This is a genomic window from Rufibacter ruber (assembly GCF_014138425.1).
Lineage (GTDB): Bacteria > Bacteroidota > Bacteroidia > Cytophagales > Hymenobacteraceae > Nibribacter > Nibribacter ruber_C.
This window is the reverse complement of record NZ_JACJIQ010000003.1, coordinates 132,071-145,192: the sequence shown is the minus strand read 5'-3', so window position 1 is coordinate 145,192 and position 13,122 is coordinate 132,071. Positions and strand designations below refer to the sequence as shown.

The following is a 13,122-nucleotide window of genomic DNA, read 5'->3' as shown; positions in this document are numbered from 1 at the left end:
GTCACGAGTCTGGAGACTCGCGCCAGTTGGATCCAGTTGGGTAAAAGCCTGTGAAGCCTAAGAGACTTCACAGGCTTTTCTACTTTGGGCCTGTTTTCTGGAAAACAGGCCCAAAATGTATTTCAACCAATTTGCTTTTCCTCTGATGAGGGAAAGTTCTATCTGCCGGAACGCAGTTTTCTTACGGTAGCCCCGGTCTGCCATAACTCAGACTCACGCACCTCCGCCAACTCGGCTTCCAGCTCGGCACGGTAGCCTGGGGTTGAACCGCGCTGAATGGTACGGGCCGCTTCCTGGCCAGAAGCCACGCTGTCATACAGTTCATTCAATACCGGAAGAGTAGCCTCTCGGAATTTGCCTTTCCAATCTAAAGCGCCGCGCTGGGCGGTTACCGAGCAGTTGCTGAACATCCAGTCCATACCGTTCTCGCCTACCAATGGCACTAAGCTTTGGGTCAGTTCTTCCACCGTCTCATTAAACGCCTCAGACGGAGAGTGACCGCGCTGACGCAACACCTGGTACTGGGCTTCAATGATACCCGCCAAAGCACCCATCAACACACCGCGCTCACCGGTTAAGTCAGAGTATACTTCTTTTTTGAAATCGGTCTCGAACAGGTAACCAGAACCAACGCCAATCCCCATAGCAATAGCTTTTTCATAGGCTTTACCGGTGGCATCCTGGAACACCGCAAACGATGAGTTCAGGCCGCTGCCGGCCAGGAACAGACGGCGCAGGCTGGTGCCGCTTCCTTTAGGAGCTACCAGAATCACATCCACATCAGCGGGCGGAACAATGTTGGTTTGCTCTTTGAAGGTGATCCCGAAGCCGTGCGAGAAATACAGGGTGTTGCCTGGCTTCAGTCTTTCTTTGATGGTGGGCCACACGGCAATCTGACCGGCGTCTGACAACAGGTTGCAGATGATGGTTCCGCGCTCAACGGCTTCTTCAATAGAGAACAACGTCTCGCCTTCTACAAAACCGTCTTGCTTGGCTTTCTCCCAAGAGGCTGAATCCTTGCGCTGGCCCACAATCACCTTGAAGCCATTGTCGCGCATGTTCAATGCCTGACCCGGACCTTGCACGCCGTAGCCAATCACCGCAATCACTTCGTCTTTCAGGGTCTCTTGGGCTTTTGCCAACGGATATTCATCGCGGGTTACCACGGTTTCTTCTACACCGCCGAAATTAATCTTTGCCATTTTACTGTAGCTAATAAAGGTTTTAAGATGATTTACACTTCTAAAAGAGCCCTTCTGAGCTCTTTGCGTTTAGGAGCTGTTTTTGGGGAAATAGCCCCTAAACGGCTTTTTTATCTCTGGCGCGAGTCTCCAGACTCGTGCCGATGGATGCGTGGAGTCTCCAGACTCCCATTACTTTTACTAGTGGTTCCCGGCGAGTCTGGAGACTCGCTTCATCCTTTGTCACGAGACTAGAGTCTCGCGCCAGGTAGTTACAGACTTTCTGTTTTTGGCCTCTTTTCTGAAAAACAGGCTAAAAACGGCTTTGTATTTTTTCCTCCGCTGCGCGGAATTACATGCTGAACACCTTCTCGCGGCTGTTCAGGAACTCGTTTTCCATGACTTCATGGCCCGGCTCGGCGCGTTCAAACTCGCGCAGTTTGCGGTTGAAGCCGTCGCTGTCTTTGATGATGGCGATGCGGGCGCTGCGCACAAACTCTATCAGCCCGAACGGCTGCAGAATCTTGATCAGGTTGTCGGTTTCCTCGCGGTGGCCGGTGGTTTCAAAGACGGTGTAGTCTTTTCTGATCACCACCACGCGGGCTCCGTTTTCGCGCAGCAGCCGCTCCACTTTGGCTTTCTCAGCCACAATATCAGTAGGCACTTTGTAGAGCGCCATCTCCTGCCAAATCACGTCCTCGTTGGTGTTGAAGTACACTTTGAGCACCTCTACCTGCTTCTCAATCTGGCGGGCAATTTTGCTCACCACCTCTTCGGTTTCGTGTACCACAATGTTGAAGCGGTGGATTCCCTCAATCTCACTGGGCGAGGTGTTGAGGCTCTCAATGTTCATCTTGCGGCGGGAGAATATCATGGCGATGCGGTTGAGCAACCCAATCTGGTTCTCTGTGTACACCGTGATGTTGTATTCCTGCCGTTCTATGGGCGCTTGCTCACTCATCTTCTTATAGGTTTAGCAAGGTTATTTCAATCTGATTTCACTCACGCTGCAACCCTGTGGCACCATGGGGAACACGTTGTTCTCTTTGGTCACCATCACCTCCAAGAGGAAAGAACCAGGATTGGTGAGCATTTGCTGCAACGCCTCTACCAGGTTTTCGCGCTGGTTGATGCTGCGGCCCGGTATGCCGTAGCCTTTGGCTACCGTCACGTAATCTGGGCTGGTGATGTCCACGAACGAGTAGCGGCGCTCATGGAATAGCTCCTGCCACTGGCGCACCATACCCAGGAACTGGTTGTTCAGAATCAGGATTTTCACGTCAATGCCGCTCTGCATAATGGTGCCCAGTTCCTGAATGGTCATCTGCACGCCGCCATCGCCAATCACGGCCACCACGGTTCTGTCCGGTGCGCCAAACTTGGCCCCGATGGCGGCCGGTAAGGCGAAGCCCATGGTGCCCAAGCCGCCGCTGGTAATGTTGCTGCGGGTCTGGTTCAACTTGGCGTAGCGGCAGGCCACCATCTGGTGCTGCCCCACATCGGTGACAATGATGGCGTCGCCGTTGGTGAGTTCGTTCAGTTGTTGAATCACCTCGCCCATGGTCATCTCATCGCTGGTGGGGAACAACTCTTCTCTGATGACAGCGTCAATTTCCTGCTGTTCGAACTCCCGGAATTTGGCCAGCCACTCGGTGTGCTGTTTGGTTTCCACCATCTGGGTGAGCAACGGTAAGGTTTCTTTGCAGTCGCCCCACACCGGCACGGTGGTCTTCACATTCTTGTCAATCTCGGCTGGGTCAATGTCCAGGTGAATAACTTGCGCCTGCTTGGCATATTTGTCTAAACGGCCAGTCACGCGGTCATCAAAGCGCATGCCTATGGCAATCAAGACATCACACTCGTTGGTCATCACGTTGGGGCCGTAGTTGCCGTGCATGCCCAGCATGCCTACGTTCTGCGGGTGATCAGTAGGCAAAGCACCCGCGCCCATGATGGTCCAGGCCGCCGGAATTCCTGTTTTCTCCAGGAACGCCTTAAATTCTTGTTCGGCGGAGCCGAGCATCACGCCCTGCCCCCAAAGCACAAACGGCTTCTTGGCTTTGTTAATTAATTCCGCCGCCTGGCGAATGTATTCTTTGCGCACAATGGGCTTGGGCCGATAGCTGCGGATGTGGTCACACGGCGTGTAGCCTTTGAACGCAAACTTCTGCAGCTGCGCGTTTTTGGTAATGTCAATCAACACCGGACCAGGACGACCGCTGCGGGCAATGTGAAAAGCCTTGGCTAATACCTCAGGAATCTCGGTGGCATCGGTTATCTGGTAATTCCACTTGGTGACGGGGGTGGTGATGCCAATCACATCGGCTTCCTGAAACGCATCGGTGCCCAGCAAGTGCGCGAATACCTGACCTGTGATGCAGACCAAAGGCGTGGAGTCAATCAAGGCATCGGCGAGGCCAGTCACTAAGTTGGTAGCACCGGGCCCACTAGTCGCGAACACCACGCCTACTTTGCCGGAGCTTCGGGCGTAGCCCTGACCGGCATGAATGCCACCTTGCTCGTGGCGCACCAAGATGTGTTTTAAGTCGCCTTCAAAGTCATAGAGCGCATCATAGATGGGCATGATGGCTCCACCCGGATAGCCGAAGATGGTGTCTACACCTTCCACCACGAAGCCGTGCAGTAGCGCCTGGCTACCGCTCATCATGGTGTCTGTCTCAGGCAAGGCTGGGGCTTGTTTCTCTTGCGTTAACATAGGCTTCGTCTTGTAAATCGGTGATACAACCGTGGCTGGCATCACTTACCGTTCTAATGTATTTCAACAATACCCCGCTCTGCACGTTGGCTTTCGGGCGTTGCCACACGCTTCTGCGGGCAGTTAATTCAGCTTCGTCTAGCTGCACGTCTATGGTGTTGGTGGAGGCGTCCAGCACAATCCAGTCGCCGTCTTCTACCAGGGCAATGGTACCGCCGTCGTAGGCTTCGGGGCTCACGTGGCCTATCACAAACCCGTGGGTCCCACCTGAGAAGCGACCATCAGTTATGAGGGCTACTTTATCGCCTAAACCGGCACCCATGATGGCCGAGGTGGGTTTCAGCATTTCGGGCATGCCCGGACCGCCTTTAGGCCCCACGTACCTTATGACGACGACCTGACCCGGTTGAATCTTACCAGCGGCGATGCCGTCATTCAGTTCTTCTTCAGAGTTAAACACAATGGCCGGACCTTCAAACCGCAAGCCTTCTTTCCCCGAAATCTTGGCCACCGCTCCTTTGCTGGCCAGGTTGCCATACAGGATTTGGATATGGCCGTCTGATTTGATGGGGTTGGAAAGCGGTCTCAGCAAGTCCTGCTCCGCGCCCAGTGGTTTTACATTTTCTAGGTTTTCCGCGAGGGTTTTGCCCGTCACGGTCAGTAAATCGCCGTTCAGTAAACCCGCCTCCAGCAATGTTTTCTGCACCGCCGGCACGCCGCCCAAGGCGGAAAGGTCTTCCATGAGGTACTTGCCGCTCGGTTTCAAATCGGCCAACACCGGCACGCGGTTGCTCACGTCCTGGAAATCTTCCATGGTGAGGTGCACGCCCGCCGCATGGGCAATGGCGATGAGATGCAGTACGGCATTGGTAGAACCGCCCAGTACCGTAATCATGACCAGCGCATTTTCAAAGGCCTCACGGGTTAAGATGTCTCTTGGCTTGATGTCTTTCTCCAGCAGGTTCAGAATATAGGCACCGGTATCAAGCGCTTCCTGGTTTTTCTCTGGGCTCACGGCCGTGGCCGAAGACGAGAAAGGCAGGCTCATGCCCAGGGTCTCAATAGCGGCCGCCATGGTGTTGGCCGTGTACATTCCGCCGCAGGCACCCGGACCCGGACATGCGTTCCGGATGATGCCGCGGTAATCTTCGTCTGAGATAGTGCCGTTCAGTTTCTTGCCGTAGGCTTCGAAGCAGGAAACAATGTTCAGCTTCTGGCCTTTGTACTCGCCGCCTTTGATGGTACCGCCGTAAATCATGACGGACGGGCGGTTGAGGCGCGCCATGGCAATCAGGGCACCTGGCATGTTCTTGTCACAGCCTACCACCGTGGCCACCGCATCATAGTAATGCGCACCGGCCATGGCTTCAATGGAATCAGCAATCAGTTCTCTACTCACCAGAGAATAGCGCATGCCCGCGTTACCATTGGTAATACCGTCGCTCACGCCTATGGTGTTGAACCGCAGGCCTACCATGCCGTTGGCCTGCACGCCTATTTTCACTGCATCGGCTAAGCCGTTCAGGTGCATGTTGCAGGTGTTCCCCTCAAAGCCGGTAGAGCAGATGCCCACAAACGGTTTGCGCAGGTCTTCTTCTTTCACCCCTGAGCCAATCAGCATGGCCTGCGAGGCAGGAAGGCTGTCGTCTTTGGTGTAGATGCCGCTGTATTTATTTAGAGCCATGGTTTGCTATTTTTACCTCACCCCCGGCCCCTCTCCCACGGAGAGGGGAGCTTTGCGGTAAAGCGTTTTTTAAATGTTATTGCGTTTTTGGCCTACTTTCTAAAAAACAGGCCGGAAACGAATTCTTTTAATTTTAACTGGTGCGAGTCTCCAGACTCCAGTGCTCCACTTTTGTTTCCCGGCGAGTCTGGAGACTCGCTTTATCTCTTGATATGAGACCGGAGTCTCGCGCCAATTGGGATTAGTTTATTTTCCGTTTTTGGTCTACTTTCTGGAAATCAGCCCGAAAACATATTGGTGTATCCATCTTCCTCGGTCTGTCAGGGGATAAACCAAGGAAACAGAAATATTTTATTCTGTTAGTCACGGAAGTAACTCCCGCGCCCATAGTAAACAGGTTACATTCCATTTTCCGTTTTCGGCTTATTTTCTGAAAAACAGGCCAAAAACGCATTTCCGTTCTCCCCTCTCCGTGGGAGAGGGGCCGGGGGGTGAGGTCCTAAATAATAGTACTTAGCCCCAACTCCAGGTTTTTCAAATGCCGAAAACACTCGCCGCCCTCCTGCACGTAGTCGGCGATGAAGCAGCCCACTTGCTCGGTGGTGTAAGGGTTATCGCTATTCAGTTCTGGGGTCAAAACTTTTCTACGCAAGGCATAATCCACGCCTTCTTTTACCAAGGTCGCCTCATCATACATCCCGAAGTGCTCCAGCATCATGGCCACAGACAAAATGGTAGCGATAGGGTTGGCAATGCCTAAGCCTTTGCCCTGCGGGAAAGAACCGTGAATAGGCTCAAACAACGCGGCGGTCTCGCCTACCGATGCTGAAGGCAGCAAGCCTAAAGAGCCGGCAATCACCGAGGCCTCGTCTGAGATAATATCCCCGAACATGTTCTCGGTGAGAATCACATCAAACTGCTTGGGGTTAAGAATCATCTGCATAGCAGCGTTGTCCACGAACAGGTAATCAACCGCAACAGAAGGATATTCCGGGGAAATCTGCTGCACCACTTCGCGCCACAAGCGGGAAGTTTCCAGCACGTTGGCTTTGTCTACCAGGGTCAGTTTGTTGCGCCGGGTGGTCGCCGATTGGAACGCCAGGTGCGCAATGCGCACAATTTCCTCGCGGGAATAGGTGCAGTGGTCATAGGCACCATCGGCGGTGCGGCCTTTCTCCCCGAAGTAAATACCGCCGGTCAGCTCCCGGTAAATCAACATATCAGAGCCTTGAATGCGGTCTGCCTTCAACGGCGAATGCTCAATCAGAACGTCATAAGCCGTTACCGGACGAATATTGGCAAACAGACCTAATGACTTTCTCAGGCGCAACAGCCCTTGCTCCGGACGTACTTTGGCAGCAGGATTGTTATCATATTTCGGGTCCCCGATGGCGCCCAATAAGATGGCATCGGCCTCAAAGCAAGCCTGTAGGGTTGACTCCGGAAGCGGGTCGCCGGTGGCGTCAATGGCGCAGGCGCCCATGAGTTGCACGTCCAGCTCAAACTGGTGCCCGAAACGCTCAGACACCGCCTCCAGCACTTTCAGGGCCTCGGTACAAACTTCCGGCCCGATTCCGTCGCCGGGTAAAACGGCTATTCTTTTAGTTAATACGCCCATGGTCTGTTGCTTTCGTATTGTTCTATCGCTTCTTTCTGGTTCACTAAAAAATCAATGTCATCGTAGCCATTGATGAGGCACTCTTTCTTGTAGGCGTCAATGGCGAAGGGGATTTTCTCTTCCCACACCGGCACTTCCAGTTCCTGGTTGACCAGATTCACCACCAGCGTGGTCTGCGGGTCTTCTTCAATCTGGGTCAGCAATCTTGCCAGCACCTCGTCGCTCACCTGCAGTGGCAACAGGCCATTGTTCAACGCATTGCCTTTAAAGATATCGGCGAAGAAGCTGGAGATAACCACCTTGAAACCGGCATCATAAATAGCCCAGGCAGCGTGCTCGCGGCTACTGCCGCACCCGAAGTTTTTGCCTGCCACCAGGATTCTTCCGCTGTAGCGGCCTGTGTTCATAACAAAATCTGCCTTCGGCTGACCAGTGTTGTCAAAGCGCCAGTCTCTGAATAAATTCTCCCCGAAACCTTCGCGGGAGGTGGCCTTTAAAAAACGGGCCGGGATAATCTGGTCGGTATCTATATTCTCAATCGGCAACGGAACCGCTGTGGATTGAAGCACTTCAAACTTTTCCATTTAACTGCATTATGTGCCACAAGTGCACTTTACAATTCTTTATATGATCGTCCCCCTTGGAAGGGGGGTTGGGGGATGATTACTCGTGCAGATGTTCGCATTCCCGAGAATCAATATTTCTTTTTTCTGGGTTGAAGCTGATGGTTCTTCAACTGCCTTTGTCATCCCCCTACCCCCTTCCAAGGGGGACGACCAGGTATGCGTACCTAAAAATTAATTCAGGTATTGGGTAATGTCCACAATCTTTCCTTCCACGGCGGTGATGGCGGCTACCAAGGGGCTGGCCAGCAAGGTGCGGGAGCCGGGGCCCTGACGGCCCTCAAAATTGCGGTTAGAGGTAGAGACGCAGTAAGCGCCGGCCGGGATCTTGTCTTCATTCATGGCGAGGCAGGCGCTGCAGCCTGGCTCCCGTAGCTCGAAACCCGCCTCGGCTAATACTTTGTCAATGCCTTCTTCAATGGCTTGTTTCTCCACTTGCTTTGAACCAGGAACAATGATGGCCTCAACATGCGCGGCTTTTTTCTTGCCCTGCACAAACCTGGCTACCTGGCGCAAATCTTCAATGCGGGAATTGGTGCAAGACCCGATGAACACGTACTGGATTTCTTTGCCCAACAAGGACTCGCCCGGCTGGAAGCCCATGTACTGCAGTGATTTGCTGTAGCTGGCCTGCTCACTTACCGGCACCTCTGTCGGAATCAATGCGTCAATGGCCATGCCCATGCCCGGGTTGGTCCCGAAGGTTATCATCGGCGCAATGTCGGCCGCATCAAAGGTCAATTCCTTGTCAAAGCTGGCTCCTTCTTCGGTGAACAGGGTTGACCAGTAGGCCACGGCCTGCTCCCAGCGCTCGCCCTTTGGTGCGAACTCCCGGCCGTTCAGGTAATCAAAAGTGGTTTGGTCTGGGGCAATCATTCCGCCGCGGGCACCCATCTCAATGCTCATGTTGCAGACCGTCATGCGGCCTTCCATGCTCAGGTTGCGGAACGCACTGCCCGCATACTCTACAAAGTATCCTGTAGCTCCACCGGTACCTAGTTTGGAAATCACGTAGAGGATAATGTCTTTGGCGGTTACGCCGGGTCTCACCTCACCGTCAACGGTGATGCGCATGCTCTTGGGTTTGCTCAACAGCAAGCACTGCGAGGCCATTACCTGCGCTACCTGGCTGGTGCCAATTCCAAACGCAATCGCGCCGAAAGCTCCATGGGTAGACGTGTGGCTGTCGCCGCACACAATGGTCATGCCCGGTTGGGTAATGCCCAGTTCCGGCCCCATCACGTGCACTATGCCTTGCTTCTCATGGCCCAGGCCGTACAATTCAATGTTGTGCTTAGCGCAGTTCTCAGTGAGTTTGTCTACCTGAAACCTAGACAGCGGCTCCTCAATGGGCAGGTGCTGGTTTTTGGTAGGTACGTTATGGTCGGCGGTGGCTACAATCTGCTCTTTGCGGAACAGCGGCAAGCCCCGCGCCTCAATCTCATCAAACGCTTGTGGACTGGTTACTTCATGTATGAGGTGACGGTCAATGTAAAATACATCTAACCCACCCGGGATGGACTTCACCACGTGAGCGTCCCAAATTTTATCTAATAATGTCTTTGCCATAGTTGTCACGTTTGTCATCTGGTAAGGCTGCTCTCTTCTACTTTTCCCTTCTCACTTTTGCCGTGTTCATTCAAGATGACAGCGGGTAATTAATTTGCAGAAACCAGATTATCCTGCTCCACCATTAAATGGAGGTCTTCGTCTACTACTTCTTTCTTTTTGTCTGCTACTTCCAGGAAGGCTGCATACGCCTTGTCTAAGGCTGCTTTCTCTAAGGCATACCCCAATTTCTGCATGCGGTACGCTAAGGCGGCTCTGCCAGAACGGGCTGTTAACACAATAGAAGAATCCTCGGCACCTACTTCTTTGGGGTCAATGATTTCATAGGTCTCACGGTGCTTAATCACGCCATCCTGGTGAATACCACTGCTGTGTGCAAACGCATTGGCGCCCACAATGGCCTTGTTGGGCTGCACCTGCATGCGCATCATGTGTGATACCAAGTGAGAGGTTTCGGTCAACAGACGGGTATTCACGCTGGTGTCCAGGTTCAAATAAGGGTGTTGGCGGAGAATCATCACGACTTCCTCCAGGGCTGTATTGCCGGCGCGTTCCCCTACCCCGTTGATGGTGCACTCAATCTGGCGGGCACCGTTGATGGCACCGGCAATAGAGTTCGCGGTAGCCAAACCCAGGTCATTGTGGCAGTGGGTGGAAAGGGTCACATTCTGCACACCGCGCACGTTCTCATACAGATATTTAATCTTGGCGCCATATTCTTCTGGCAGGCAATAACCGGTGGTGTCTGGGATGTTCAATACGGTGGCACCGGCTTTGATGACGGCTTCGCAGACCATAGCCAAAAATTCATTGTCGGTGCGGCCAGCGTCTTCGGCGTAGAATTCTACGTCTTCTACAAAGCTTTTCGCTAGCTTTACGGCCGCCACGGCCCGTTCAATCACATCGGCCTGGGTGGTGCGCAGCTTGAATTTCACGTGCGATTCTGAGGTACCTATACCCGTATGGATTCTGGGGTAACGGGCGGTTTTCAAGGCCTCAGCCGCTACTCTTATGTCATTTTCCACCGCTCGGGTCAGGCCGCACACGGTGGCTTCTTTGGTTTGGGCCGCAATGGCGCGCACCGCTTCAAAGTCGCCGGGGCTGGAAACGGGGAAGCCAGCTTCAATTACATTTACACCTAGAAGTTCCAGTTGCCGCGCAATAACCAACTTCTCATCCATGTTTAATTTGCAGCCGGGCACTTGCTCGCCGTCGCGCAACGTGGTATCAAATATTTGTATCTTCTGAGCTGACATCGTTATTTTGGCTTCTTATTCGTTACAAAGAAGTCAGTACTTTTACTGAGGCCAAAAACTTTTTTAAACGAGTCTACTATTTCCAAGCGCCTCTTTTCAATTCACATCAATTTGAAAATCAATATTTTAAAACATTTTTCATTACAATGCCCAACCAAAATATTGACCCCATTTTTCAATTGATAAAATCACTCTCGCCCTCAGAGAAACGGCACTTCAGGCTGTTTACCAACAAGAGCGGCTCCAGTGAAGACTTGAAGTTTCTGCAGCTGTTTGATGCCCTGGACCAGCAGGAAACCCTAAACGAAACCCAGATTCTCAAACAGGTGCCCAGCATTAAAAAGGCACAGTTGGCCAACCTTAAGAGCAACCTGTACAAGCACCTGCTCTCCAGCCTTCGGGCCTACCACGCTCCGCAGAACCTGGATATTCAGCTGCACGAGCAGCTGGACTACGCCCGCGTACTCTATAACAAAGGGTTCTACCAGCAAAGCCTCAAAATGCTGGACAAAGTAAAGGTAGCGGCGCTGGAGTCAGAGTTGCCCCACATTGCGCTCACCGCTATTGACCTGGAAAAACTAATTGAGAGCCAATATATTACCCGCAGTTTGAGCGGCCGCGCCGAAAGCCTAACCCAGGAGGCCACCTCGGTCTCTACCCATTTGGCCCAAATGCACCAGCTCTCCAACGTAGCGCTCAGGCTCTATGGCCATTACCTCAAAGTCGGGCTTGCCCGGAACCAGGAAGACTATGCCTCCATTACCGCTTTCTTCCAGGAGAACCTGCCGGTGATTGAATTGCAGAAGGCGGGCTTTTATGAGAAGCTGTACTTCTACCAGGCCCACGTGTGGTACCACCTCATGACCCAGGACCTGAAAGCCTGCTACCGCTTCGCCCAGAAATGGGTAGACCTGTTTGACCAGTACCCGCACATGAAGGAGCGGCGGCCGGTGTTGTACATCAAAGGCATGCACAACCTGCTCAACGCGCTCTACAACCTGCTGTACCACTCCAAATTCATTCAGGTGCTGCAGCAGTTAGAGGATTTTGCCAATGACCCCAAGCGCCGGTCTACCCCCAACATTGACACTCTTCTGTTCCTGTACATTTACACGAACAAGATCAACGCCTATTTCTTAGAAGGCAAGTTCACCGAGGGGCTGCAGATCATACCCGGCGTATTGCAGAACCTGGAAGGCTTTCAGGCGCAGCTAGACCCGCACCGCATGCTGGTTTTCTACTACAAGATTGCCAGCCTGTACTTTGGCAGCGGCAATTTCAGGAAAGCCATTGAGTACCTGAACAAGGTCATTCATCACCGCAACACCAGCCTGCGCGAAGACTTACAATGTTTCGCCCGCATTCTCAACCTCATTGCCCACTACGAGGCCGGTTATGATGATGACGCCCTGGACTACCAAATCCGGACGGTCTACCATTTCCTGGGCAAAATGGACAATCAGCAGCAGATGCAGGTGGAGATCTTTAAATTCCTCCGGAAGGTGGGCAGTATTGCCCCCCATGAGGTAAGAGACGCCTTCAGTGAATTAAAGGAACGTTTGATCCAGATTTCACAGAACCCCTATGAGCGGCGGCCCTTCCTGTACCTTGACATTATCTCCTGGCTGGAAAGCAAGATTGAGAATATTCCGGTACAGGAGGTCATGCGCCGCAAAGTGGGGCGGTTGAAGTAGTTCGCGTTTTTGGCCTGTTTTGAGGAAAACAGGCCAAAAACAGAGGTTCCGCTTTGCCATAGCCAGTCAATACTGAGGAGCACCGCCACGTCTATTCGTTCTCAGTTCAGGCCGTGGCTAGAAATTGTTCAGTAGTGAACACTTGCTTGTTCACCACTGAACAAGTAGACTTATGGGGTTTTTATTAGTTCCTGGAAATTAACTGATTATAAATCTGGCATAGCCCTTGACTTAGCTGTTTGAAGGCGCGGCATGTCTTTGTTGGTCTGGTGTTCAGGGTACCTGGCCTAACTTCCGGCAAAAGAACAGCCGAGGCTTTTATAAACAGAATCCTCAAATTATTTCCATGCTCCGTCTCCTGCTCGTCTTTGCTCTCTTTTCTTTCGCCTTCCCTTTCACGTCCTCTCCTCTTGCGCAGGGGGCCAGCACTGATATTTTCTATCTCGTCAAGCCTTTGCTCCCCCACAGTGCGGCCTTACAGGTTTCCTTTCAATACAGAAGCAACGCGGCTGGTAAATTGATTCTCAGGTTTGAGAACAATTCCTGGGGCGACAGGGATCTCTTCAACTGCCTGACGGGACTTACCGTAAGCCCAGCCCCGCAAAGCATTGAAATGCTGCCAGACAGCAGCCTGATCAAAATAATAGCGCAACCTAACCAGGAATTGCAGGTCCGGTACGCCATTAGGCAAGATTTCAATGTGACGCTCAAAAACGTTCACCGGTACCGCCCAATTGTTCAGAAAGAGTACTTTCATGTTCTAGGGATGCGCCTGTTTCTT

The 13,122-nt window shown here is 52.6% G+C and carries 10 protein-coding genes; 1 reads left to right on the top strand and 9 read right to left on the bottom strand.

The window, feature by feature from the left end; all coding sequences use genetic code 11:
• Positions 1-158: 158 nt before the first annotated feature.
• From ilvC to FHS90_RS04840, 8 genes are all read right to left on the bottom strand, one after another.
• Entirely contained in the window at positions 159-1,202 is a 1,044-nt protein-coding gene (gene ilvC, locus FHS90_RS04875; protein ID WP_066837499.1) for a ketol-acid reductoisomerase, read from the bottom strand.
• Positions 1,203-1,533: 331 nt separating this feature from the next.
• A complete protein-coding gene (ilvN, locus tag FHS90_RS04870) occupies positions 1,534-2,142 on the bottom strand; it encodes an acetolactate synthase small subunit (protein ID WP_123134786.1) in 609 nt (202 codons plus the stop codon).
• 21 nt (positions 2,143-2,163) lie between these two features.
• The gene (gene ilvB / locus FHS90_RS04865) at positions 2,164-3,897 is read right to left on the bottom strand and encodes a biosynthetic-type acetolactate synthase large subunit (protein WP_182512148.1); all 1,734 of its coding nucleotides are present in this window, start codon (positions 3,895-3,897) and stop codon (positions 2,164-2,166) included.
• Entirely contained in the window at positions 3,860-5,581 is a 1,722-nt protein-coding gene (ilvD, locus tag FHS90_RS04860; protein ID WP_182512146.1) for a dihydroxy-acid dehydratase, read from the bottom strand. Before ilvD ends, ilvB begins: the two co-directional genes overlap by 38 nt.
• 499 nt (positions 5,582-6,080) lie before the next feature.
• A complete protein-coding gene (leuB, locus tag FHS90_RS04855) occupies positions 6,081-7,199 on the bottom strand; it encodes a 3-isopropylmalate dehydrogenase (protein WP_182512144.1) in 1,119 nt (372 codons plus the stop codon).
• A complete protein-coding gene (gene leuD / locus FHS90_RS04850) occupies positions 7,187-7,783 on the bottom strand; it encodes a 3-isopropylmalate dehydratase small subunit (protein WP_182512142.1) in 597 nt (198 codons plus the stop codon). The genes leuB and leuD overlap by 13 nt, the downstream gene beginning before the upstream one ends.
• 213 nt (positions 7,784-7,996) lie before the next feature.
• On the bottom strand, positions 7,997-9,391 hold the full coding sequence (leuC, locus tag FHS90_RS04845; protein ID WP_182512140.1) for a 3-isopropylmalate dehydratase large subunit: 1,395 nt from the start codon (positions 9,389-9,391) through the stop codon (positions 7,997-7,999).
• 89 nt (positions 9,392-9,480) lie between these two features.
• Positions 9,481-10,647, bottom strand: a complete 1,167-nt coding sequence (locus tag FHS90_RS04840) for a 2-isopropylmalate synthase (protein ID WP_066837522.1) — start codon at positions 10,645-10,647, stop codon at positions 9,481-9,483.
• A 146-nt stretch (positions 10,648-10,793) separates the two neighbouring features.
• Between FHS90_RS04840 and FHS90_RS04835 the strand changes: the two genes are divergently transcribed.
• The gene (locus FHS90_RS04835) at positions 10,794-12,341 is read left to right on the top strand and encodes a hypothetical protein (protein WP_182512139.1); all 1,548 of its coding nucleotides are present in this window, start codon (positions 10,794-10,796) and stop codon (positions 12,339-12,341) included.
• A gap of 475 nt (positions 12,342-12,816) precedes the next feature.
• On the opposite strand, the gene FHS90_RS04830 is transcribed toward FHS90_RS04835, so the two are convergent.
• Positions 12,817-13,098, bottom strand: coding sequence for a hypothetical protein (locus tag FHS90_RS04830; protein ID WP_182512137.1), 282 nt, complete (start codon positions 13,096-13,098; stop codon positions 12,817-12,819).
• Between the last annotated feature and the right edge of the window lie 24 nt (positions 13,099-13,122).